Genomic DNA, 24,084 nt, shown 5'->3' with positions numbered 1-24,084 from the left:
CTTACTCCTCCAAAAATCCTGTCATCGCCTTCAATAATTGTGGCAGGTCATCCACCAATGGAGAATGCCCGCAATCTTTTAATTCGATATAAATTGCTTTTTCTCCTAGGTCCTCAACAATTTCCTTTGTCATTTCTTTCAAAATCACCATATCGCGATCCCCTTGCAAAACGAGAACAGGGACCTTAATTAAATCCACTTTACCATTGCCCTCAACAAGCCCATTATGGTGACGGCTAATATTAAAAATGTTATTGGAATGATGAACCTCTGCTAGATTCCTTTGTGTCCTCATGTCTTGAACATATTCATCATAAAGTTCCGGAGCGGGTTGATTATCAGTGTAAATTACAGCGTTCCAAATCAGTTTTAATAAAGAAGTATCATTCGTGTCATAGGCTGTTTGCACAGGAATAGTTCGAATCAAATCCTTTTTTATCTCCTCATGTAAAGCAAAGCGCCGCGGCTCATCATTTTCATTTATTTTTCCATCGAATGGGTAGCCACGTGTTGATTCTGATGCTAATAAAACCAGCTTGTTACAATAGCCCGGGTAATCAGCAGCAAATTGCATCGCTACCGCGCCTCCCGTTGACCAGCCAACCACCGCGAAATCCTTCAATCCAATTTCATCAACAAACAGCTTCACATCATCGGAAAAATCTTTAATGGACATGATTAGATTGTTATAGCTAGAACCGCCAAAGCCTCGTAAATCGACCGCAAAAAGCTTATATTTTGCATCCATATTATCAAGGACAAGATCCCAATGCTTCGATGATGTCATATTTCCATGGATTAACAAAACCTTTATCTCGCCGCCTTCTCTCTCCCTATAGACAAGTGTTTCTCCATTCGACAAAAGCACTTCCTTCATAGAAATGTTAACCATTTCAATCACCCTTCCCCCATTTAATAGTTGTTGCTCCCCAAGCGTATCCAATTCCGGCACTGACAAAAACGACGACATCACCATCCTTGATTTTTCCTTCTCTCAAGGCAAGCTCCAAGGACAAAATTTGATCGATTTGTCCGATATGCCCGTAATCTTCTAGATAAATAGATTGCGCTTCGGACAAACCTAACTCTTTTAAAACATATTCATGGGCTGATTTTTTCATGTGAAGAATCGCCAAATAGGAAAGTTCTGCTTCACTATAGCCACTTTTCCGTAAAGATTCGCGAATAACCTTTAAAAAATTGTCCATCGACTTTTGTTCTAAACGCTGTTTCATACCTACTGGGTCAAGGACATCAAGCTTATTGAGGCGCTTGTCAATCGCCTCTTTCGTAATCGGATTTTTCGTTCCACCTGCAACAACCACAACATCCTCAGAAAAAGAACCGTCCGTTATAAGTTCCGTCTCTAATAGAAGGTTTTCATTATGCCCCTTTCGTAAAAGAATCGCTCCACCCCCGGCCCCAAGATTAAACATGAAACGGGTTCTAGGATTCTCGTAATCAATGAAATCAACATTCCGATAACCGCCTGCGAGCAGGACAGTTCGAATGGAAGGGTCAGCGATCATCATACTTTTCGCCACTTTTAAGGCCATGACGGTCGTCCCACATCTTAAAGCAACATCAAATGCCCAAGCACGAAACGCTCCCACTTCTTCTTGCAGCTTGATCCCCGCTGTCCAAAGTGGATATTCCTTATGCTCTTCACCAATGTAAATCACCAGATCAATTTCTAATGGATCAATTCCGGCCTTTGCAATTGCTTGTTTCGCGGCGATAATCCCCATTTCACACGTATGGTCATTAGCTCCTGGGACACGTTTTTTTTTGATTCCCATTTTTTCTTCGACAACAGGAACAGGGATACCTGCCAGTTCTGCGATCTCATTTCCAGTCATACACCCCTCCGGAAGATAAGTTCCTGTGCTCAAAATTCCAATTTGCATCTTCATCACATGCTCACCTAAGCTTCTTCTGCCATTTCCTGCATAAATTCCATCGCTTCTTCAATCGACTCAAATAACGTCTCCCGATCCTCCTGCACATGCGTAACTTTTATTCGCCATTGTTTCCTTCCCGTTTCCTTCTCAACTGCTGCTAATTGAAACCGAACGACAAAGGAAGCAATTTGATTGATATCCACTCGTTCCACCTTCTATCCCGCCACTTTTTCTTCTTTTTTAATAGCATGTTGTTTTTTCCGTTTCCAAGAAATTGTGCTTAACGCTCCGACAATGCCTCTTGGAAAAAACATAACCACTAGAATATAAATAATGCCAAAGAAGATAATCCAGCGTTCAAATATCACATGCTCTTTTGCCAATGCTGTTAACCAATCATGGGCAAACTCAATTAGCCCCGCACCGATGATGGCACCGACTAATGTGCCCACACCGCCAATAATCGTCATCAATAAAGCATCCAAGGTGATATCCATTGAAAACACACTCGTATTGACAAACCGAAGTGAGACCGCATACAAAATTCCCGCAAACCCCGCCAATACACCGGACACCACACTTGCGGCAATTTTATAATGCAAGACATGGTATCCTAATGATTCCGTTCGCTGCTCATTTTCTCTGATGGCTTGAAGCACACGGCCCAGCGGAGAATTGGTAAACCGCTTCAAAAGCAGAAATACCGCTACCATTAGGAACAGGCTCAGCAGATAAAAATTTGTCCGGTCAATAAACTGTTCCGGAACACGAAAGGTAAACCCATCATTTCCATAGGTCATCGTCCGCCACTTTTCTGCTAAGACAAGAAAAAGTCCTGATAACGACAGAGTTAACATCGCGTAAAAATGACTTTTTAATCGAAGCGTCAGCAAGCCAACAATAAAGCTGACAATCGCTGTTAAGGCAATCGTTGTCAGCACTGCCAAAAAGAAATACCCAAGTGTTGGTTCAAACCGTTTCATAAAAATACCGATTGAATAAGCGCCAATTCCAAAAAACATCGCATGCCCAAAAGAGACAATCCCGGTAAATCCAAGTAACAGATCATAACTCATGGCAAAAATCGAAAAGATAAATATCTGTGTTAATAAAATCAATAAGTTTCTTGATTCATAGACAAACGGCAAAAGGAGCAGAAAAGCTGCTATAACTAAAATGATGGCCGTCATTCTATTTCCTTGAATCCATCGCATGGTCTCACCCCTTCGCTCCAAATAAACCCTGCGGTCGAATAATTAACACAATAGCCATTAGGAGCATATTCACTGCCAGTGATAGGTCTGGAACATAATAAGCCATAAAGGAACCGGAAAGCCCAACCAAGATAGCAGCTAACACAGAGCCCTTAAAATTCCCCATCCCCCCGATGACCACCACAATGAATGCGAGGATGGCGAATTCCATTCCCATACCGGCATGAATGACACCGGAATATGGTCCGAGCAGCACACCGCCAAGCGCGGCCATACCGGCACCAATCATAAATACAAACATAAACACCTTCTGAATATTGATCCCAAGTGCTTGCACCATTTCTTTATTCATCACACCTGCCCGGACTACAAGGCCGATTTTTGTTTTTTTAAGGACATATTGCACACTAGCAAAAATGAGGAACCCAACTAAAATGATAAATACACGATACTTAATGATAATGATGCCGCCTAGCTCCCAGCTGCCCTTTAAATAATCCGGCGGCGATGCCGTAATTTGATTAGGTCCCCAAATAACTTTTAACATTTCAGATAATACAAGCATGAGGCCAAGGGTGATTAATATCTGCTGCACATGGTTTCCATATACCGGTTTAATAATCCACTTTTCAGTAATAATTCCGAGCAGAAATCCCATCAAAATTGCGCCAATAATTCCGATGATAAAACTATCGGTCTGCGAATAAATCCAAAGACCACTGTACGCTCCCCAAGCAAATAATCCGCCATGGGCAAAATTCAGCACATCCATCAAGCCGAAAATCAGTGTTAAACCGGCGGCCAATAAAAAGATCAGCATCCCTGTCGCAAGGCCATTTAAGGTTAAATTGATGATCAAATCCACTAAGAAGTCCCTCCTTCCTTACGCAATCCCAAGATATTTTCGTTTCATTTCTTCATCTTCTTTTAATTGCTTCATCGTACCCTGACTTACGGTTCGTCCATCGTCTATGATGTAAAAACAATCACCAATCGTGCTTGCCATCATGAAATTTTGTTCTACTAACACGATGGTTGTTTGATCTTTCATTTGTAAAATGGAATCCATTACCTTCTCCACGACAATTGGTGCCAAGCCTTTACTTGGCTCATCAATTAACAGCAGTTCATTTTCGTTCACATACGCCCTTGCGATAGAGAGCATTTGTTTTTGCCCGCCGCTCAGCAAGCCTCCCGGTTTTTTCCAAAACTTTTTCAAGTCGGGGAACAGATTTAATATCCACTCCATGCGTTTTGCCGTTTCCTCATTTTCTGTTTGAATCGCAACACGCATGTTTTCCTCAACGGTTAATCCGGCAAAAATCCCCTGATCCTCGGGAACATAACCGATGCCCTTTTTAGCAATGGTATAGGTTGGCAGAGACTGAATGGGTACTCCTTTAAACATGACATTACCTTTCGAGGCCGGATTCAGACCCATAATGGTTCGTAATGTCGTGGTTTTTCCGGCTCCATTTCTTCCAAGAAGGACGGTAACTTCACCTTTTTTCACCTCAAAGGAAACACCTTGGAGGATATGATATTGACCAATGTAGGTTTCCACATTATCAAGTTTCAACAGATCGTTCATCGAGTTGACCTCCTAAATAGGCAGACTGCACTGTTTCATTTTTCATGATCTCCCCCGGGGTCCCATCAGCCAAAAGCCTTCCATTAAAAAGGACCATCACCGAATCCGATAAATCTAGGATCATATCCATTTTGTGCTCGATTAGGATAATCGTCCGGTTCCCTTGTTTCTTAATTCTTTTTATCACTTCTAAAATCGCCGGTACTTCCTCGAGCGACATGCCTGCTGTTGGTTCATCAAATAAAAGAACTTCCGTTTCCAGCGCCAGCAGCATGGCGATTTCAAGCTTCCGCTTTTCGCCATGGGCAAGATTACTTGCCAGTGAATCTTTTTTATCATCTAATAGGACAAGCTTGAGCCACTCTAATGCCTTTTCTTCAAATGCTTGATATTTTTTATAATGAAACAGCATTTGATACCGAATCCCCACATGTGATTGGACCGCTAATCTTACATTTTCCAATACCGTTAAATTAGGGAATACATTAGTAATTTGAAAGGAACGGCCAATCCCTTCTCTTGTGCGGTTTGTCGGCGAAAATTTCGTAATATCCTTTCCACGATAATAAATTTTTCCTTGAGTCGGAGTTAATTGACCGCTAAGGAGATTAAAAAAGGTTGTCTTTCCAGCTCCATTTGGCCCGATGATCGACTTAAAGTGCTTCTCAGGAACGGAAATACTGACAGAATCCACTGCAGTATGGCCGCCAAAAGTAATTGATAAGTCGCTTGTTTCTATAAGGGTAGACATTCATTTCACCACCTAGGCTGTAAGTTTTAAAAATAAGGAAGAGGGTGACCGTGTTTTATTTGGTCTAACCCCCGTCATTCTTACTCGATATTTTTTCTTACTTGTTTCGGATTGGCGGCGCCGTTTCTTCAGGAGTCAGTTCTCTAATCAGCACTGGCACTGGATATGGAACACCGTCTTTTTTCTCAAGCTTAATGGCATACAATGTCTGCAACGCTTGGTGATCTTCCGGACGGTAGGTCATTTTTCCTTTTGGTGTTTCAAAGTTCATACCTTCCATCGTTTTGATTAATTTATCTGCATCTGCATCACCATTTGTTTTCTTTAATGCTTCCACAATGGAAATAGCTGCACTCATCCCGCCTGGTGTAAACAGATCGGGAACATCGCCGTTAAAACGCTTCTTATGCTCCGCCACTAGCCAGTCGTTGATTTTATTTTTCGGCAGGTCATGATAATAAACCGTAAAGCCTTCCATTCCAATCAGCGGCTCCATTGTCGATAATGCCGCAATATCCGGGGCACCGGTGGAAATCTTGATTCCTTTATCCTGCACTTTCATGTCAGAAATTTGCTTCCACGGTGAGTTTGCACCCGCCCAAACAACAAAGAGGTAGTCGGGTTTAGCGTCGATGATTTTTTGAATGTTAGAAGTAAAATCAGTCGCAGCAGGATCCGCATATTCTTCCTTGACGATCTCGGCTCCCAGCTTTTTAGCCGCTTCTTTAAAGGCAGCTACACCATCACGTCCAAAGGAATAGTCCGGAGCAAGTGTCGCAATTTTTACGCCTTTTTTGGCAATTGCCGCTGCACCGGCAACCGCATCCTGTGAGGAGTTCCGTGCAGAGTGAAAAATATACTTATTAAACTCTGAACCTGTAATACTATCAGCGACAGCTGGTTCAACCACCATAACCTTTTGATATTCCTCTGCCAATGGTAAAACCGCCAACGTGTCCGCTGAGCTGGACGATCCAACTAGAAAATCAACCTTATCTTCTTCTAATAGCTTTGTTGCTTTTTGGACGGCTACTTCCGGTTTCGTTTCAGTATCTTCGACAATGAATTCAATTTTTCTCCCGACAACCTCCCTTTTTCCATCTGTTGCATAATCAAGCCCAAGCTCAAAACCTCTTAATGTTTGCTTTCCATAAGATTCGAGTGCTCCTGTCTTGGAGGCAAGCACACCGATTTTAATCGGTTCTTTATTTTCCGTTTTCTTCCCACTATCTTCTTTTGGCTCTGATGATGATTTGTTAGAACTGCAAGCACTAGCAAAAATCATCATAAACATCAGTAAACCTAATAATGCCCATTTCCCGCAGTACCCCTTCACACTTTTTCCCCCTTAAACTGTTTACTTTGAAACTTGCAAAGCTTTGAGTTTATGATAGGAAAAGGAAGTTACAGGGGAGTTACAAATAAAGAAAACTCGCTGATTGGCGAGCCGTAAGGCGAAGACAGAAGCGTAGTTGCACTTATGCCTGATAGGAAAGTTATACTTTCCTATCGGCTAAGAATAGCGGGGTAAGCCCGTAATCACCGATAAGCATTAGACGAGCCGTCATGAAGGTCGCTTTTTAACTTTCATGACGGCTTAGCTGTAAAACCATAGAACCGATGGACCCGAAACTGGACAATAAAAAACAGCCCTATTTTTAAGGCTGCTCAATTGGATTAATGAAGTTTTCTGATTCAATGATCATGTTGTACATATGCCTTGTCGGCTCTAAAGGAGTTACGCCCAATTCTTCCTCTAATATCTCCGTGCATTTTTGATACCACTTCATCGCTTGGGGGCGGTTGTTTTTTCGATAGTAACAATACATTAATAAGCGATAGGCTTCTTCCCATGTGCGGTCGCGTTCGAGAATTTTTTCGCACCAATATATAGCCGCATCGTAGTTTTCGCGGCGAACCATTAGTTGCGCCATTTTTTCGGCTCCCCGTAAAAAATAAACGAGCAGACTCTCTCTTTTGCTTATACACCAATCATCATAGCGGCGGTCAGGCAAATAGTCACCTTGATAAAGGGTCAATCCTCTCTCAAGAAAATAACAAACCTTTTCGTCCTCGCATTCATTTAAACCCTCTTGTATCAGCTCCTGAAAATGAGCCGTATCCACTTCAATCACAGCATTTGGATTTAACCCATAAAACATCCCATCTCGAATAATGAAAAACGGGGCCGCTCTCGCTTTTCGCTTTGGTTCTAATACATGCAGGAGACTATTTAAGGCCACCTTGAAATCACGGTCCGCACTCTTTTTGTCTTGATAGGGCCAAAGAATTTGTATCACTTCATCTTTGGCTATCGGCTCATTCATGGTAATGAATAACTGAAACAATTCCTTTGCCTTTTCTCTTTGCCATTCCTTTTCGCTTACCTCCTTCTCACCAAGCCAAAGCCGGAATTGGCCAAGAGTCTGAATGCGAATCGAATACCCTGGATGGGATGCGAATGTGGTAACACCTAGATCCTGTAAGGTTTTTCTGACAAATGGAGTCTGGATATCCTCTTTTATACACTCAATTAACAATGGTACAAACATTTGTAAATCCCTTGGGCTAAATACTGATCTGTTATGAAAAAAGAACTCATAATCATAAATTTGCACGAGAGTTAAACATTCATCCATTGTTTGCTTATATAAATCTTGTTTTTTCTCTAAATAATAAAGATTCGATAACCAAAACTTGCTAAGCATTTGCCCAAAGGAGTCCTCACAATGCTGGAAGAGAGAATCTGCTTTTTTCAAGTAATAAAGTGCCTTCGGCAGCCGTTCATTATAAATGCAGGTAATCCCCATGCAGAGTGTGATTAAGGCTGAAAGCCAAACATCATGAGCCTTCTCTGTTTCCTGGAGTGCCTTCTTTCCTGCCTCCAATGCCCTTTCCAGTTCTCCTCTTGTTCCGTATAAAATACAAAGACCCATTAAGGGCTCGGCCTTCCCTCTGTCCACACCCAGCTGGTTCATTATTTCTAACGCTGTTTGGTAGCAGTTTTCGGCTAAATGGGATTCATATTTATTTAAAATTTGTACGGCATGGCCCATACGGATCCAGCCGCATGCCTCAACGAATGGAGATTTAAAGCATATTCCTTGTTGAATTCCTTCCTGGGCAAGTTCCTTCGCCTTTATTCCCTCTCCAGTAAAGGCTTCGATTAAGGAAAGTAATAAATCCGTTTCACGATGGGCTTGCGGCAATGAGATAACGATTGTATCATTCAACTTTTCTTTGTAAAGGACTTTTTTTGCTTCCTCAAATCGGCCGGTTCTTAAATACAATCTTCCTTCTAAATTTCCATCAAAATTAACTGCCTTTGATTTTTGGATCCATTTCTCGGCCTCTGGAGCTTTCCCCGAGTTTAACAGATTCTCAGACAGCAATTGATAAAGTTTCCCCTTTTCTTCAATCGAACCCTTGCCTTTTTCACGGTAGGCAATTGCCTCATATAAAAGCTGTTCGGCATGGTGCGGCTGAATCGTATCTAAATAAATCTTCGCTTTCCCTTCAAGTGCCATACTCATTCCAAGATAATCTTGCTTTTTTTCCGCACCAATAAAGGACTTTTCATAGCAATCCTCAGCCTCTTGGTAATGGGAACGGTAACGATGAATTTCTGCTTTTAAATACCAAAGAAGGTAGTACGATTCCATCTCCACTTCAGGAAGAATGGTTAATTGATCATAGAGGCTTTCCAATTTTCCACTTTCAAGCATCCTTAAGCCGTTCTCTTGTAAGATGGAGGCAATCGCTTGGTGGTGTTGAATGTTTTTATAATGATAAAGCGCTTCCTCCCATAACTGTCTTTTTTCATAAAAACGGGCACATCTTTCGTGCAGTACTTTATGGTTACCAGGATTATTTTTTTGAAACATATTTTCCAGAAACTCTTTAAATAAGGCGTGATAACGATAATGGCTTAAACCAACCTTCTGGATAAATAAATTTCGGTCTTTCAATTGCTCAAGCATGGACGCGGCTCCGTGTATCCCGATGACTTCATCACAAATTTCTTCCTCAATTTCTTCAAATATTGAAGTTTGCTCGAGGAACTGCTGAATAATGGGTGGCTGCTTCGAAAAGACTTCCATCACTAAATATTGAAAAAAGTCGTGCAGCGAGTGTGAAGAATGCTCAAAAAGCTTGGAAATGTCCTTTTTTAATGGAATCTGCTGGGCAATCATGCATAAGGCGATGACCCAGCCCTCTGTCATCTGGTAAATCGTCTGTAAATGATGAGGCTCTATTTCTAAGCCATACAGGTCGGTTAATAGCAGCTCCACTTCTTCAATGGTAAGGACTAAGTCTTCCCTTTGAATCTCTAAAAATTGCCCGCAGGCTTTCATTTTCGTAAGCTGCTTCCACCCCGGGCGGCTTCTGCTTGAAATGACCATATGTAAATTGGCAGGGATATGTTCTAACAGTTTTTCTATCCAGCTATTGATTGTATAGGAATGTTCAATTTGATGAAAATCATCCAAAATCAATGTAATTTCAGCATTGATCTCAACGATTTCATTGATAAACAGGGAAGATAAAACACTCAGGTCCTCATCCCGAATATAGCGGTCCATTGTATCTATATATGTGGAAAGTTCACATCCGAAAGCAGGAACAATTCCTCGTATGGCATGTACAATATAGGAAAGGAATGGAAGGATGTCATCATCCATCGGAGAGATCGAGTACCAACAGCCCGGAAGCTTCTCGTCCTTCATAAACAAAGCAAGCGCCGTACTCTTGCCAAAACCGGCTCCAGAGTGAATAATGGTCAAAGGATATTCAGGAATCATCTTCATTTTCCTCGTTAGCTTTGCCCTTCTGATAAAGTCATCCTTTACAGCTGGAATCCGCAGTTTGGTTTGAATAATGGGCAGCTTCAATTCATAATCCCTCTTCTCCATTTTCACAATATTTACACTATTTTACCATACCAAGAGCGGTCTGTGTACGAGTTAGGAGAAAACAAACATATACCTCATATTTATTGGCAATGACTTGTGGATAAATTTTCTTTGTTTAATAAACCATTAAGCAAGGAGGAGTTCGAGGTTTTTTTATTAAAAAAATAGGGCAGCCAAGGCTGCCCCGATTATTTCACATATTCCTCAAGTTCATTTACACAACTTCCTTGATCATCGATAGAAAGCCGTTTCACGGTCATTTCAGGAAATTCTTTTTCCAAGGCTTGCTTTAGCTTCTGCCCTTTTCCTTTTTCACTAAAACAAATTACAGTTGGTCCCGCTCCACTCAATGCCACTCCGAATGCCCCATTCATCTTAGCCAATTTTTCAATCTCCTCATAAGAATCGATAAGGGGTTTTCGATATGGCTGGTGAAAACTGTCCTGATCCATCATTTTTCCTGCCAGTGTCCAATTTTGACTTAAAAGTGCCGCAATCAGGAGATTAGCTGTTGATGAAGCCTGGGCGGCCTCTTGCCGAGAATAGGAAGTTGGTAAAACATCACGCGATTCCTTCGTCAATAAGATTTCTTTCGGGATCACAACAACCATTTCTAAAGGAAGATTTGTGAATGACAGCATATCCACCTCATGTTGATCGTAACACCCGACCACAAGACCCCCATAAAGGGAAGCACCAACATTATCTGGATGCCCTTCCCACTTTGTCGCGATCAAAAGCTTTTCCTCTTTTGTTAAGCGTAAGCCGCCAACAGCATCCGCAAGCTCAATCCCGGCAACAATTGCTGCCGCACTTGAGCCAAGCCCACGAGCCAATGGAATATCACTATCTATATTAATTTTACATGGAGGTAAATCAATTCCATAGTCTGCCGCGGTCTTAATGGCAACTTGACAAATAAAATGACTATCATCTGTTGGAAGATCCTTCAATTCCTCGCATAAAGAATAGCATTCCCACTGATCATTTTTCTCAATTTCTAATGTCAAATACAAATTTAGGGCAAGTCCAATTGAATCAAATCCTGGCCCAAGATTAGCTGTACTCGCTGGTACTTTAATCATAAAGCGGTCATTTAGAGTCATCCATGGACAACTCCCCGAATATGTTCCGTTACAGCGCGTTCATCATTTGGCAGTTGGACTGAATTTACTAAACTGCTTAGGATTGCTGTATCTGGATCCTTCAAGCCATTACCTGTCAGAATAGCCACAATTTTCGTTCCTTTTTTAATTTTTCCTTTTTGGATACTTTTAAAAACTCCAGCAAGCGATGCACAGGAAGCTGGCTCAGCGAATACCCCTTCAGCTGAGGCTAATTTTTTATAAGCCGCAACAATTTCTTCATCCATGACTTCATCGAACAACCCATTTGATTCCTGAACGGCTGAAACAGCTAGATCCCAGCTCGCCGGGTTTCCGATTCTAATCGCTGTTGCGATCGTTTCTGGATTTTCAAAGACCCGGTTATGGACAAGGGCAGCCGCACCTGCCGCCTCAAAGCCATACATCCGTGGCAAACTAGTACCCTTTTTATCGGCAAATTCCTTAAATCCTTTCCAATAAGCACTGATATTTCCGGCATTCCCAACCGGAATCGCTAAAATCTCGGGTGCATCTCCTAGCTGGTCACAAACCTCAAAGGCCGCGGTTTTTTGCCCCTCTAGGCGGAATGGATTGACAGAATTGACGAGTGTGATTGGCTCTTCTTCACTGATATGGCGAACCATCTGTAGTGCTTGGTCAAAATTCCCCTCAATCGAGATAATTTCTGCCCCGTACATCATCGCTTGCGCAAGTTTCCCCATGGCAATTTTTCCTTCCGGGATGACGATGATACATTTCAAGCCCGCCCGTGCTGCATAAGCTGCCGCTGCTGCGGAAGTATTCCCCGTTGAGGCGCAAATGACCGTTTTACTGCCTTCCTCCATCGCCTTGGCTACCGCCATGACCATCCCGCGATCCTTGAAAGACCCGGTTGGATTTGCTCCTTCCATTTTGACATAAAGCTCTACATCCCACTCTTTTGATAGCCGTTCGAGCTTTATTAACGGAGTATTCCCCTCATTTAATGTAAGTTTAGGTGTTCCTGGATTTATTGGTAAAAATTCTTTATATGCTTCTAATAATCCCGGCCATCTCATAACGATTTCCTCACCACTCTATATGCACTTTTAATTTCCTTTACTGCATTTAAATCATATAATTCTAGTAAAATTTTATCGTAATTGGTTAACGAAGCCTTGTGGGTTACTAAAACAATTTCCGATGTCTCATTTTTCTTGATAGGAAGTTGCAGTATTTTTTCAAAGCTTACCCCATATTTTGCAAAAATAGCGGTTATATCCGCGAAAACACCAACCTCATCCTGTACATGAATACGCAAGAAGTATTTTGAAAACTTTTCATCATTATCCTTTAGCAGCTTAGGATATTGCGGTGTGACAGCACTTCGGCCATTTACCCCAAGCCTTAAATTTTTTATAACACCCACTAGGTCTGAAACCACTGCTGTTGCTGTCGGCAGGCTTCCCGCACCAGGCCCATAAAACATTGTTTCTCCAACAGCCTCACCATAAACGTAAACTGCGTTATATTCATTTTGCACAGAGGCAAGCGGATGATTATTGGATAGGAAGGTAGGAGCGACACTTACCTCGACTTTTTCTCCTTCACGATGGGCATAGCCGATTAATTTCATCGTATAACCTAATTGTTTACCATAGCGTAAGTCTTCTTCGGTAATACTGGAAATACCACTTACTTTTACATCGTCCAAGTCAATATGCATCGAAAAGCCTAATGTAGCAAGAATCGTCATTTTTCTGGCTGCATCAAGTCCTTCAACATCAGCGGTTGGATCCGCTTCCGCAAAGCCAAGCTCCTGGGCTTCTTTGAGGACTTCTTCATATGAACGTCCTTCATCACTCATTTTTGTTAAAATATAATTGGTTGTGCCATTAACAATTCCCATCATTTGTGTAATCCGGTCTGACGCAAGTCCATCAACAAGACCTCTTAAAATAGGAATACCGCCAGCCACACTTGCTTCGTAAAAAAGGTCGCAGCCATGTTCTGAGGCAACCGTCAGTAGCTCTGAACCATGCAGGGCCATTAAATCCTTATTTGCGGTTACTACATGCTTTCCTTGGCGGAGGGCCGTAATCAAATAGTCCTTTGTATCATGTACCCCGCCCATTACCTCAATGACTACATCGATTTCATTGTCAAATAGGATGTCATCAGGGTTGGATGTTAAAGTCTTTGTGTCCACTTCAACCGGCCTGCACTTATGTAAGTCCTGGACAAGGATCTTTTTAACGACAACTGGACACCCTACTTGGTGGATTAATTTGTCTTGATGATTTTCAATAATTTTAACAACACCTGAACCAACAGTGCCTAAACCTAATAACCCAATCGAGATTGCTTTCATGAATTCCCCTCCTACAATTGTCCACCCAAGGCACACAATTGTTTTTCTGTTGTAGACATTATATGACTCTCTTAATTTTTTTACAATAGATTTGTTTTACTACTTTATGGTGAAACCGCTTACTATCGTATGATAATAGGATTTTAGTTTTTAGCTAAAATTTTTCTGAATAAAATGAAAAACTTTTTCCTCTTTATCCCTTTACAATCTTGAAGGAATGGTTGTAGAATAGTCCGTATATTCGGTTAGTTTTTGAAATTTCATTCAAATCAGATTTATTATACAAAAAAAAAGTGATGATGAAGACGGCATTAAGAAAAAGCCTCAGAGAGCCGGTGGGTGCTGCGAACCGGTGCAATTTCTTAAGAATAGATTCTGATTTCTATTTGCCCAGCCCTTCTGAACTGGCTGCTGAAACTTTTAGTAGGTATGCCCGGTGAAAACCGTTAAATTATGGAGGCTGCTTTTATTTTTCAGCAGCAAAAGAGGGTGGCACCACGTTCATACACGTCCCTCATAACAAGGCAGTACTGTCTGTTATGAGGGGCGTTTTCTATTTTTTGAAGAAAGGAGAAATTTTTCGAAACATGTACATTAGGTATTGCAGAAAGCAATGAAATTCAAGAAAGAAGAATTGTATGTATCGCTTTTAAAAAGAACTTAGGAGGTTAGATGGATCATGTATAAAGTACTTGTAACCGATGGAATTAGCAGCACAGGTTTAGTGAGTCTTATTGAGCATCCCCATTTTGTTGTTGAACGGCAGCCTACACTGCCTACTGTGGATTTAATAAAAATTATTGGTGATTACGATGCACTTATTGTAAGAAGTCAAACAAAGGTAACCGAAGAACTGCTTTTAGCTGCAGACCGACTTCGTGTCATTGCCCGGGCAGGTGTAGGAGTTGACAATATTGATGTCAATGCAGCAACTCGTAAAGGAATCATCGTAATTAACGCTCCGGGCGCTAATACGATTGCCGCTACAGAGCATACATTAGCGATGATGCTGTCATTAGCTAGAAAAATCCCACAGGCACATCAAAAAACTTCTGCTGGGGAATGGGACCGCAACTCCTTTAAAGGGGTGGAATTATACAAAAAAACGCTTGGTGTTATTGGTATGGGTAAGATTGGAACAGAAGTAGCTAAGCGGGCAAAAAGCTTTGGCATGAACATTTTAGGGTTTGATCCCTATCTGACAGAAGAGCGGGCAAAGAAACTTGGGATGACAAAGGCAAGCCTTGACTTGATTGCCCAGGAATCCGATTTTATTACGATTCATACTCCTCTGACAAATGATACACGTGGACTGATCAATGACGACTACTTAAGCAAAACAAAAAAAGGTGTCCGCTTTGTTAACTGCGCCCGCGGCGGGGTGATCGATGAGAAAGCTCTGGTTAGAGCAATTCATGCAGGGCATGTAGCGGGAGCTGCCCTTGATGTGTTTGAAAAAGAACCGGTTGCCGATATAGATTTGCTGCAGAATCCAAATATCATCGTAACACCGCATCTTGGAGCTTCTACTGTAGAAGCACAGGAAAAGGTAGCCCAAGAAGTGAGTGCGGAAATTATCGAGATTTTTGAGAAGCAGTCGATTCAGAATGCTGTTAATATGCCGCAAATGTCTGGGGAAACGCAGGCAAAGCTTCAGCCATATTTACTCCTTGGCGATCAAATGGGACAGCTTGTGATTCAATTATTAAACAAGCAGGCGCCTGCAAAAATCGAAATCAATTACTATGGCGACTTAATTGATGAAGATACCGAATTGCTGACTCGCACTCTCTTAAAAGGCATCCTATCCTATCATTTAAGTGATTCTGTCAATCTCATTAATGCGCTTCACCTTTTAAAGGAGCAGGGTGTTTCCTATAATGTGGTAAAAAACGCTTCAAATAAAGGCTTTGCGAATTATATGGAGCTGTGTGTATCCAATGGTCTTGAAACAGCACGGATTGGTGCAACAGTTTTAAACGGTTACGGTGCAAGGATTTTAAAAATCAACCAATACCGAATCGATGTGAAACCGGAAAAATACCTTTTATATATTAAACATCGAGACTTACCTGGTATGATTGGCAAGGTCGGCTCACTTTTAGGGAACTATGGGATCAATATTGGTACCATGCAGGTCGGTCGAACTGAGGTCGGCGGGGAAGCCATCATGGTGTTAACACTAGATAAAGCCTTGGGCACGGAGGTCATTCGTGAACTAACTTTAATTGATGGATTAGATGAAGCACAATTGCTAGAGTTAACGAATGTTGATTCGTTTGAACCGGGGCGTACGAAGCTGGAGAAGGCCGAAAGTATGTAACTTTACGTATAAAGCGGGATCGCTAGTTTTCTTGAGAGTCTGGTGATAATCAATTAAATGACAGTAGAAATGACGTGTGAATCGGCACACGTCATTTTCTGTTTTAAGAGGGTTTTTTTATTATTTTCGGATTTGACCGCTATTGGATACCTTTCCATTAATTTTCCCATCGGTTCGGGCGTAAATAACCGCTATACTATAAAATATTTTTAAGCTCTAAAACAGAATCCAGAATATAATCCGCCTTATGCTGTTCAAATTCACTTCGCGCATCTTTTCCGGAGAGACCTGTTAATACAGCGGCAAACTGACAGTCTATTTGTCTCGCAGCTAGAAGGTCTGCAAGTGAATCTCCGACAACAAGAACCTCTTCACCATTTTCAATCGGCAGCACCGTATCTAAACATTCCCGTACAGATGTCCCCTTACCTTTAAGACACATTACGTATGTATACGGATGGGGCTTTGATAAGGATTTCCATTCCGGAAGCTCCCCTTCTGCTGCTAACACTTCATCAGCCGTCACAATTCGCTTGTCATCAAAATTATTTAACCACCCTAAATGTTGAAAAGGCTGAATCGTTTCAAGTGCCGGCCTGCCTGTTCCAATTCCAATAGTGAATCCTGATCTGGTTAGAAATTGAAACAGGGCAGCAATTTCATCCCTAGGAGCTAATGTTGTTTCGTTAGTCAGGAATCCCTTTTTACCAGTTTGAACGGATGGTCTCCCGGTAGAAACAAGAACATGTTCATCGCCAACATACCATTCCTGTGAAACATGCTCACAGATGGACCAAAGCTCGCCTTTATTGAAAATGGTTGTTTCTATCCCAAGCTTATCCTTAGCAAGTTCATTCAAGTAACTAAGCAATTCCTGCTTTGTTGCCTCTGACCGGGCAAAATCCTCCAAAAACAAACTAAAATCCGTTTCTACATGATAATTACTCAACACCCTGCCAATCTCAAGCAATGTTTCGCGATTAATTGGTGCCTGACACCATTTGGTGATTTTTTCAATTTCAGTATCTTTGATTTGCGACAGCAGGTGGATTAGTTGGTGGCTGAATGATAGATAGATCATGTCCCAATTGGCGTTTAAGCCGCGTGATTTCATAAATTTGAGGACTTTATCGTTCTGAAAAACACGCTCTCTTATCTTCTTAATCTCCGTTTCATTATAATCCGTTTTAAATTTTTCAGGTGCCAGCGCTAAGTAGCTGCAGCTTATCAGCATCTCCCAAACCGTTAAGGCGGATGCATCAAAATAATGTTCTTCGCTTAAAAGCACTCCATCTACATCAAACAAAATTGTCTTAATCAACATTCTTCCCCTCTTTTCTAGTCTGCTTTTATACGTTATCGTAACACAGTAGGACTAATTATTTGAAGTGTATTTGAATAAAAAGACAGACCGTAATAAAAAAGGACAATTATATGAGCATTACGACAATATCCAGGATAATTACTGGAACAGATTTTAGTTGTAAAAAAACAAGCCGTACGCTGGGATGTCCAGCAACGGCTTGTTTTTTAGTGCTCGTAATTTATATATTGCCCATATAAATCCTTAACAGCGGCAATTAGGGCATTTACCGCTTTTCCGCGGTACCCTTCTCTTAAGGCGTCTAAAATATCGTCAATTCCGTCCTGTAGGCTGTGCCCTTTTAATATTTGCTGAACATATGCTTTTCCGTGATCCGTTGCCAGCGTACAGGATGATTCAATTATGACGCCGTATTTTTTATCCACCTCAACTGTAATCGTCAAAGAATCAAACACACTTTGGGCCGCCATCCCCTGCGGCAGTCGGGAATGACCTGCGAGAAAATAGGTTTTTAATCCTATCATGTAAAACTCTCCTAATTTAAAATTTGTACATATTCACTTTAAATTTGTTCATATTTTTATAAATTTGTTCATATCGCCCCATAATTTGTTTATATCAATCTAGAATTTGTTTATATATTTAAAAATTTGTTCATATCAATCTAGAATTTGTTTATATATTTAAAATTTGTTCATACCGCACAGATTTAGATGATATAATTACAATTTTTATTAGCATTTAACAGATATTTCTTCAAACGGCCAAGCTGGCAGCATTTTTCGCAATGGTTTGTCCTCACGATATCCAAGGGCATATTCCCCCTGCATAATCGTATGAATTTCTCTTGTGCCCTCATAAATGACAGGAGCCTTGGCATTACGTAAATAACGTTCAACCGGGAATTCATTCGAGAAGCCATAGGCACCGTGAATTTGGACGGCATCGTTGGCTGCCTCAAAAGCGGCATCACAGGAAATCCATTTTGCCAGGGACGTTTCCTGCGTGTTTCGTTTGCCGCTATTTTTTAACCAGCCCGCTTTAAAAACGAGCAAACGGGAAATCTCGAGGTTTGCCGACATTTTTGCGATCATTTGCTGCACGAGCTGGTGTCTGCCGATTTCTTTGCCAAATGTTTTTCGTTCCTCACAGTATTTGACACTTGCTTCAAGTGAGGCCATGATGGTACCGCAGGCGCCTGCTGCTACGGTAAAACGGCCATTGTCTAGTGCTGACATCGCAATTTTAAAGCCCTCTCCTTCGAACCCTAGTAAGTTCTCTGCAGGCACCCTGACATTGTCTAAAAATACTTCTCCTGTATTTCCAGCGCGGATGCCGAGCTTCCCTTTAATCGCCTTTGAGGAGAATCCTTCAAGTGTTCGTTCCACAATGAAACAGGAAATACCGTGGTGGCCTGCCTTCGAATCTGTTTTTGCAAAAATTAAAAAATGATCGGCCACATCGCATAGGGAAATCCAGGTTTTTGATCCATTTAAAATATAGTGATCCCCATCCTTTACAGCCGTTGTCTCCATGGCCGCCACATCCGAGCCGGCATTCGGTTCTGTGAGTCCAAAGGCGCCAACCTTTTCACCTTTTGCTTGTGGAGCAAGATACCTTTGTTTTTGCTCCTCTGTCCCCCACTGCAAGAGTGTCATACTGTTTAAACCGGTGTGAACTGAAACAGCTGTGCGGAAAGCGGTATCCCCACGTTCGAGCTCCTCACAGACAATCGCAAGTGTGTTGTAATCCATGCCTACGCCGCCATACTCCTCGGGGATGCATACCCCCATGAGCTGAAGGTCAGCTAAACGTTTCAGAATATTTATTTCAAAATGACCTTTCTCATCCCATTCCTTGATATAGGGAATGATTTCACGGTCGACGAACGCTCTAACTACCTTTCTCACGCTCTTTTGCTCTTCTGTTAATGAAAAATTCATATTTAATTCCTCCTCAAATAATTTTTTGTTGTTTCATTTGGGCAATTTCCTGCTTTGAATAACCCAGCTTCATCAGAACTTCCTCAGTGTGTTCCCCATGCATTGGCGGGTGCTTTTCAATTTTTACTGGTGAGTTTGAAAATTTTAATGGTGAACCGACTAGCTTTAAATCAGGAATGACGGGATGTTTTACATTTACAACCATTTCTCTCGCCCTGGCCTGTTCCGAGTCTAAAGCCTCTTTCACATTGTTAATAGGACCATTAGGAATCCCAGCTTCATCAAGTAAATGTTTCCACTCCGTCCTTGATTTTGTCTTTATTTTAGCTGCAATGATTTTTTCAAGTTCATCCTTATATTTCAGCCTATCAGAGTTTTTTTCATATTTTAAAAGTGATTGATCTTCAAGTAAAATTGCTAGTTTTCGATATTGCCGGTCATTTCCGACCGCGATGATAAAATCACCATCTTTAGCTGTAAAAACCCGGTAAGGTACAATATTTGGATGGGCATTACCGAGCCGTTCAGGAATCTTTCCAGAACATAGATAATTGCTGGCAACATTCACTAATGCAGCAAGCTGCGAATCAAATAAGGAGATATCCACTTCCTGCCCCACACCTGTCCTGTTGCGGTGCTGTATCGCCCCTAAAATGCCGATGCAAGTAAATAGTCCAGTGAGTACGTCCGTAATTGCGACACCGACCTTCGCAGGCTGTCCTTCTTTTTCACCGGTAATGCTCATTAAACCCGACATTGCTTGAATTATATAATCATAGCCTGGCAGATGGGAGTAGGGTCCCTCAGTAGAGCCGAAGCCGCTGATGGATGCTAAAATAATTCCTTCATTGACCTTTTTCATTTCCTGATAACCCAAACCCATCCTTTCTAGTGTGCCCGGCTTAAAATTTTGTACGACGACATCCGCATCAAATATAAGCTTCCGTAATATTTCCTTGCCATGTTGTGATTTCAAATTTAAGGTGATTCCCTGTTTATTTCGGTTCGCACATAAGTAATAGGCGCTTTCTCCTTCCACAAAGGGCGGCCCCCATCCTCGTGTTTCATCACCCGAATCGATACTTTCAATTTTAATCACCTCTGCCCCCATATCGCCTAAAATCATCGTGCAATAGGGACCTGCTAACACGCGGGATAAATCGATTACTTTTATTCCATGGAGCGGCCCTGTCATTCGGCTTCCTCCTTTCTTCCAAGTAATTTACTAGATTGATTCTATTAAAAAATGGTTAGAAGTAAGTTGAAAAAGCCAGCGAAAACAATCAATGACAAATAAAGGCACTGAGTGTTTCACTGGCTTTTATTCGTGATTTCTCCCCTGGATAGAGGATGAAACGAATTAGGCAGCTACTTTAAAAATATGCTTGATTTAGTTTCCTCATATTAATTTTTTCTCTGACAATTTATGTGAATCCGCAGTTATTCTCTGAATTTGGTTCAGGGACTTCGGAAGTGTTCACTTTCCAAATGGATTCCGCCAACTTACGCTGAATTCCGCTAGATTTCAAATCTTTTCCGCGGGTTTTCGAATTAATTCCGCCAACTTTAGGCTGGATTCCGCCAAGTTCACAATTAATTCCGCCAAATTCACATTTTGTTCGTTTCAAAGTCATTCCGTCAGGAACTATTTTTCAAAAAAATTAAATTAAATTAAATCTAACCCGATGGATATATACTTCACTTCTAAAAACTCTTCAATCCCGTAATGTCCGCCTTCACGGCCAAGACCGCTCTCTTTATAGCCGCCAAAAGGAACTTGAACAGCTGAAGGCAGGGCATCATTCAGGCCAACGATTCCATATTCAAGCTGCTCCGTGATTCTAAAGGAGCGGCTTAAATTTTCTGTGTAAACATAAGCAGCTAAGCCGTAGCAGGAATTGTTTGCCCGTTCAATGACTTCCTCTTCCGTTTTGAAGGTTGAGATGGGCGCTAGCGGTCCAAAGATCTCATCCTTCATACATTCCATATCGTCGTGAATATCGGTCAAAATCGTCGGGGCATAAAAATAGCCGTTTTCTTCAGCAGGTTTAAGTCCGCTGTATGTGACCTTTCCACCCTTTTTAACCGCATCATGAACTAATCCTTCCACCTTCTTATAGGCAGCTTTATCGATTAATGGTCCGATATCCGTTCCTTCTTCAAGCCCGTTTCCAACCTTAAGCTTTTCTAATTCTGCTTGAAAAAGCTTTATGAATTCCTCAGCAACACTTTCTTGCACATAAACACGATTTGTGCAAATACAGGTTTGACCGGCATTGCGGAACTTCGATTGGACAAGTCCAACAGCAGCTTTCGCTAAGTTTGCATCATCCATTACAATGAACGGAGCATTGCCGCCAAGTTCAAGCGATACCTTCTTTACATTTTCGGCTGCACCGCGCATCAACGTTTTTCCGACCTCTGTTGAACCTGTAAAGGTAATTTTCGTCACGCGTGGGTCCTTAAGCCAAGCCTCGCCAATTTCGGACGATCTTCCAGTGATTACGTTTAATACACCTGCGGGAATTCCTGCTTCATGGGCAAGCTCAGCCATTTTTAAAGCTGTCAGCGGAGTTTGGTTCGCCGGTTTTACCACCGCCGTACATCCGGCTGCAAGTGCTGGTGCTACTTTCCTCGTAATCATTGCTGCCGGAAAATTCCATGGAGTAATCGCTGCAATCACACCAACTGGCTCTTTCCTAACTAGGATCCTTTTATTGGGATGGGAGGCCGGAATCGTTTCACCGTACACCCGTTTACCCTCTTCAGCATACCAAGAGATAAACCCATTCGCGTACTGCACCTCTCCTAGAGCCTCTTTTAATGGCTTTCCTTGCTCAATCGTCATAATTCGTGCAATTTCATGCTTGTTTTCTTCTATTAAAAAGAACCATTTCATTAGGAGTTGATAGCGTTCTTCCGCTGTTTTTTTCGACCAAATTTTAAAGGCTTTATGGGCGGCATCGACTGCCTGCTCTGCTTCATAGGCACCACCCGTTGGGATCGCGCCAATCAATTCCTTTGTCGCTGGATTAATAATCTCGGTAAAAACCTCGTAATCATTGCCTACCCATTCCCCATTTAAATACATGGGATATATTTGATAATTTTGCTTGATGACATCCATTCCTATTCCCCCCCAACCGATAATGCAGGATTATTTAGATAAACTGCTTCCATCGCTTCCTCAAGTATTTGTAATCCCTCTTCAAGCTGGTCATCTGTGATTGTTAATGGCATGAGGAGGCGTATAACGTTGCTATACAGCCCGGCACTAAGCAACATGAGACCGCGCTCACCTGCTGCCTTTACAATTTTTCCAACAGCTTCCTTATCAGGAGTCTTCGATTGTCGATCTGTAACGATTTCCATCGCGCACATCGCACCAAGACCACGGACATCGCCAATTCCATCGAAACGTTCTGCTAAAAGCTGCATTTTTCCGAGCACTTTATCGCCTATCATTTCGGCCCGGTTATTAAGGTTTTCGCTTTCTATGATATCTAAAACCGTTAGGGTTGCACGGCAGCCAAGCGGGCTTCCGGAATAGGTTCCGCCGATTTCACCTATCTCAGCAGCATTCATAATTTCTGCCCTTCCAATCACGCCACTGATAGGAACTCCAGCCCCCATCGATTTTGAAATCGTTATTAAATCAGGTATAACATCAAAGTGATCGATTGCAAAATACTTGCCTGTCCGGGCAAACCCAGTTTGAATTTCATCCGCAACGAATAATATTCCATATTGTGTGCAAATTTCTCTAACCCGTTTAACAAAGGCGGTATCAGGCACGATAAATCCACCTTCCCCTTGAACAGGCTCCATCACGACTGCAGCGATGGTTTCAGGAGCGACTTCTGCGAGGAGGAATTGCTCGAATTGCTCGATAATCATTTTGCTATATTGCTGCTCACTCATTCCATCCGGGCGGCGGTATACATATGGATATGGCGCCTTGTAAACCTCAGGAGCAAATGGGCCAAAGCCATATTTATACGGCTTCACCTTACTTGTCATCGTCATCGTCATTAACGTTCTGCCATGAAATCCCCGTGTAAAAGAGATAATTCCTTGGCGTTTCGTATATTTTCTGGCAATCTTTACGGCGTTTTCAACTGCTTCCGCACCGCTGTTAAAAAAAGCAGCCTGTTTGTCAAAGTTACCGGGGGCAAGCTCACAAAGCCGCTCGGCCAATGAAATATATGATTCATACATCATTACATTAAAGCCTGTGTGGATAAATTGGCTTGCTTGTTCCTGGAGAGCCCTGACCACTCTTGGGTGGGAATGGCCAACGTTTAACGTTCCAATGGCACCAGCAAAATCAAGATATTGATTACCGTCCACATCTTCGACCAATGCTCCTTGTGCTTTTTTTACAAAGGAATGACAATTATTGCTTATTCCTTTTGGGACATATTTATTTCTTCGCTCCAATATTTCTCTCGATTTTGGTCCAGGTATCTCAGTTTGGAGCTTAACATATTTCTTTTCCAATTCCCTAATCCCCCCTTAATTAAAATAACTCTGTTAATTTTTTCTATAGTAATACTAATATAGATTATAGATCTTTATAAGTGGGCTGGTTTTCTGTTTTTTGCTTTTCGGTCGCTAATAAGCCTTATTAGCGACCGGTCCTTGATTTTTCTGGACTCTTCACAGTGA

At 41.8% G+C, this 24,084-nt stretch carries 20 protein-coding genes; 1 reads left to right on the top strand and 19 read right to left on the bottom strand.

From position 1 onward, the window contains the following. Position 1: 1 nt before the first annotated feature. The 12 genes from phaZ to V7150_RS13640 all read right to left on the bottom strand — a co-directional run bounded on the left by phaZ (position 2) and on the right by V7150_RS13640 (position 13,826). Complete coding sequence (phaZ, locus tag V7150_RS13695) at positions 2-892, bottom strand: intracellular short-chain-length polyhydroxyalkanoate depolymerase (RefSeq protein ID WP_335519019.1); 891 nt, start codon at positions 890-892, stop codon at positions 2-4. A 1-nt stretch (position 893) separates the two neighbouring features. Next, on the bottom strand, positions 894-1,907 hold the full coding sequence (locus tag V7150_RS13690) for a 3-oxoacyl-ACP synthase (protein ID WP_335519085.1): 1,014 nt from the start codon (positions 1,905-1,907) through the stop codon (positions 894-896). A gap of 17 nt (positions 1,908-1,924) precedes the next feature. Beyond that, positions 1,925-2,113, bottom strand: a complete 189-nt coding sequence (locus V7150_RS13685) for a hypothetical protein (protein ID WP_335519016.1) — start codon at positions 2,111-2,113, stop codon at positions 1,925-1,927. A 3-nt stretch (positions 2,114-2,116) separates the two neighbouring features. Further along, on the bottom strand, positions 2,117-3,115 hold the full coding sequence (locus V7150_RS13680; RefSeq protein ID WP_335519013.1) for a branched-chain amino acid ABC transporter permease: 999 nt from the start codon (positions 3,113-3,115) through the stop codon (positions 2,117-2,119). A 4-nt stretch (positions 3,116-3,119) separates the two neighbouring features. Further along, the gene (locus V7150_RS13675) at positions 3,120-3,980 is read right to left on the bottom strand and encodes a branched-chain amino acid ABC transporter permease (RefSeq protein ID WP_335519011.1); all 861 of its coding nucleotides are present in this window, start codon (positions 3,978-3,980) and stop codon (positions 3,120-3,122) included. 18 nt (positions 3,981-3,998) lie between these two features. Further along, positions 3,999-4,706, bottom strand: a complete 708-nt coding sequence (locus V7150_RS13670; RefSeq protein ID WP_335519008.1) for an ABC transporter ATP-binding protein — start codon at positions 4,704-4,706, stop codon at positions 3,999-4,001. Then, entirely contained in the window at positions 4,684-5,457 is a 774-nt protein-coding gene (locus V7150_RS13665; RefSeq protein ID WP_335519005.1) for an ABC transporter ATP-binding protein, read from the bottom strand. Before V7150_RS13665 ends, V7150_RS13670 begins: the two co-directional genes overlap by 23 nt. Positions 5,458-5,554: 97 nt before the next feature. Next, positions 5,555-6,751 carry a substrate-binding domain-containing protein gene (locus V7150_RS13660; RefSeq protein ID WP_335519083.1) on the bottom strand — a complete coding sequence of 399 codons (1,197 nt, stop codon included), beginning with the start codon at positions 6,749-6,751 and terminating at the stop codon, positions 5,555-5,557. A 364-nt stretch (positions 6,752-7,115) separates the two neighbouring features. Next, positions 7,116-10,370, bottom strand: a complete 3,255-nt coding sequence (locus V7150_RS13655) for a BTAD domain-containing putative transcriptional regulator (RefSeq protein ID WP_335519002.1) — start codon at positions 10,368-10,370, stop codon at positions 7,116-7,118. A gap of 188 nt (positions 10,371-10,558) precedes the next feature. Continuing rightward, positions 10,559-11,476 carry a homoserine kinase gene (gene thrB / locus V7150_RS13650; RefSeq protein WP_335519000.1) on the bottom strand — a complete coding sequence of 306 codons (918 nt, stop codon included), beginning with the start codon at positions 11,474-11,476 and terminating at the stop codon, positions 10,559-10,561. After that, positions 11,473-12,534 carry a threonine synthase gene (gene thrC / locus V7150_RS13645; protein ID WP_335518997.1) on the bottom strand — a complete coding sequence of 354 codons (1,062 nt, stop codon included), beginning with the start codon at positions 12,532-12,534 and terminating at the stop codon, positions 11,473-11,475. Before thrC ends, thrB begins: the two co-directional genes overlap by 4 nt. Then, a complete protein-coding gene (locus V7150_RS13640; protein WP_335518993.1) occupies positions 12,531-13,826 on the bottom strand; it encodes a homoserine dehydrogenase in 1,296 nt (431 codons plus the stop codon). The genes thrC and V7150_RS13640 overlap by 4 nt, the downstream gene beginning before the upstream one ends. A gap of 679 nt (positions 13,827-14,505) precedes the next feature. Between V7150_RS13640 and serA the strand changes: the two genes are divergently transcribed. After that, a complete protein-coding gene (gene serA / locus V7150_RS13635; RefSeq protein WP_335518990.1) occupies positions 14,506-16,149 on the top strand; it encodes a phosphoglycerate dehydrogenase in 1,644 nt (547 codons plus the stop codon). A 196-nt stretch (positions 16,150-16,345) separates the two neighbouring features. On the opposite strand, the gene V7150_RS13630 is transcribed toward serA, so the two are convergent. The 7 genes from V7150_RS13630 to gabT form a co-directional block, all read right to left on the bottom strand. Next, the gene (locus V7150_RS13630) at positions 16,346-17,470 is read right to left on the bottom strand and encodes an HAD family hydrolase (RefSeq protein ID WP_335519081.1); all 1,125 of its coding nucleotides are present in this window, start codon (positions 17,468-17,470) and stop codon (positions 16,346-16,348) included. A 209-nt stretch (positions 17,471-17,679) separates the two neighbouring features. Then, positions 17,680-17,997, bottom strand: a complete 318-nt coding sequence (locus V7150_RS13625) for a DUF3870 domain-containing protein (protein WP_335518987.1) — start codon at positions 17,995-17,997, stop codon at positions 17,680-17,682. A 210-nt stretch (positions 17,998-18,207) separates the two neighbouring features. Next, positions 18,208-19,416 (bottom strand): acyl-CoA dehydrogenase family protein, encoded by a 1,209-nt coding sequence (locus tag V7150_RS13620; protein ID WP_335518984.1) that lies wholly within the window; start codon positions 19,414-19,416, stop codon positions 18,208-18,210. A 13-nt stretch (positions 19,417-19,429) separates the two neighbouring features. Then, positions 19,430-20,611, bottom strand: a complete 1,182-nt coding sequence (locus V7150_RS13615; RefSeq protein ID WP_335518981.1) for a CaiB/BaiF CoA transferase family protein — start codon at positions 20,609-20,611, stop codon at positions 19,430-19,432. Positions 20,612-20,840: 229 nt separating this feature from the next. Further along, the gene (locus V7150_RS13610) at positions 20,841-21,050 is read right to left on the bottom strand and encodes a hypothetical protein (protein ID WP_335518978.1); all 210 of its coding nucleotides are present in this window, start codon (positions 21,048-21,050) and stop codon (positions 20,841-20,843) included. A 32-nt stretch (positions 21,051-21,082) separates the two neighbouring features. Next, on the bottom strand, positions 21,083-22,507 hold the full coding sequence (locus tag V7150_RS13605) for an NAD-dependent succinate-semialdehyde dehydrogenase (protein ID WP_335519078.1): 1,425 nt from the start codon (positions 22,505-22,507) through the stop codon (positions 21,083-21,085). Positions 22,508-22,545: 38 nt separating this feature from the next. Next, complete coding sequence (gene gabT, locus V7150_RS13600; protein WP_335518976.1) at positions 22,546-23,916, bottom strand: 4-aminobutyrate--2-oxoglutarate transaminase; 1,371 nt, start codon at positions 23,914-23,916, stop codon at positions 22,546-22,548. Between the last annotated feature and the right edge of the window lie 168 nt (positions 23,917-24,084).

Origin of the sequence: Neobacillus drentensis, assembly GCF_036965245.1 — a bacterium.
Taxonomy (GTDB): Bacteria; Bacillota; Bacilli; order Bacillales; family Cytobacillaceae; genus Neobacillus; species Neobacillus drentensis_G.
The sequence above is the reverse complement of the archived record's forward strand: the minus strand, read 5'-3'. Positions and strand labels throughout refer to the sequence as shown.

What these genes read in the sequence shown, in the direction of transcription:
- phaZ (WP_335519019.1), bottom strand. Translation starts at nt 892, where the DNA reads ATGGTTAACATTTCTATGAAGGAAGTGCTTTTGTCGAATGGAGAAACA.
- V7150_RS13690 (WP_335519085.1), bottom strand. Translation starts at nt 1,907, where the DNA reads ATGCAAATTGGAATTTTGAGCACAGGAACTTATCTTCCGGAGGGGTGT.
- V7150_RS13680 (WP_335519013.1), bottom strand. Translation starts at nt 3,115, where the DNA reads ATGCGATGGATTCAAGGAAATAGAATGACGGCCATCATTTTAGTTATA.
- V7150_RS13670 (WP_335519008.1), bottom strand. Translation starts at nt 4,706, where the DNA reads ATGAACGATCTGTTGAAACTTGATAATGTGGAAACCTACATTGGTCAA.
- V7150_RS13665 (WP_335519005.1), bottom strand. Translation starts at nt 5,457, where the DNA reads ATGTCTACCCTTATAGAAACAAGCGACTTATCAATTACTTTTGGCGGC.
- V7150_RS13660 (WP_335519083.1), bottom strand. Translation starts at nt 6,751, where the DNA reads ATGTTTATGATGATTTTTGCTAGTGCTTGCAGTTCTAACAAATCATCA.
- V7150_RS13655 (WP_335519002.1), bottom strand. Translation starts at nt 10,370, where the DNA reads ATGGAGAAGAGGGATTATGAATTGAAGCTGCCCATTATTCAAACCAAA.
- thrB (WP_335519000.1), bottom strand. Translation starts at nt 11,476, where the DNA reads ATGACTCTAAATGACCGCTTTATGATTAAAGTACCAGCGAGTACAGCT.
- thrC (WP_335518997.1), bottom strand. Translation starts at nt 12,534, where the DNA reads ATGAGATGGCCGGGATTATTAGAAGCATATAAAGAATTTTTACCAATA.
- V7150_RS13640 (WP_335518993.1), bottom strand. Translation starts at nt 13,826, where the DNA reads ATGAAAGCAATCTCGATTGGGTTATTAGGTTTAGGCACTGTTGGTTCA.
- serA (WP_335518990.1), top strand. Translation starts at nt 14,506, where the DNA reads ATGTATAAAGTACTTGTAACCGATGGAATTAGCAGCACAGGTTTAGTG.
- V7150_RS13625 (WP_335518987.1), bottom strand. Translation starts at nt 17,997, where the DNA reads ATGATAGGATTAAAAACCTATTTTCTCGCAGGTCATTCCCGACTGCCG.
- V7150_RS13620 (WP_335518984.1), bottom strand. Translation starts at nt 19,416, where the DNA reads ATGAATTTTTCATTAACAGAAGAGCAAAAGAGCGTGAGAAAGGTAGTT.
- V7150_RS13615 (WP_335518981.1), bottom strand. Translation starts at nt 20,611, where the DNA reads ATGACAGGGCCGCTCCATGGAATAAAAGTAATCGATTTATCCCGCGTG.
- V7150_RS13610 (WP_335518978.1), bottom strand. Translation starts at nt 21,050, where the DNA reads ATGACTTTGAAACGAACAAAATGTGAATTTGGCGGAATTAATTGTGAA.
- V7150_RS13605 (WP_335519078.1), bottom strand. Translation starts at nt 22,507, where the DNA reads ATGTATTTAAATGGGGAATGGGTAGGCAATGATTACGAGGTTTTTACC.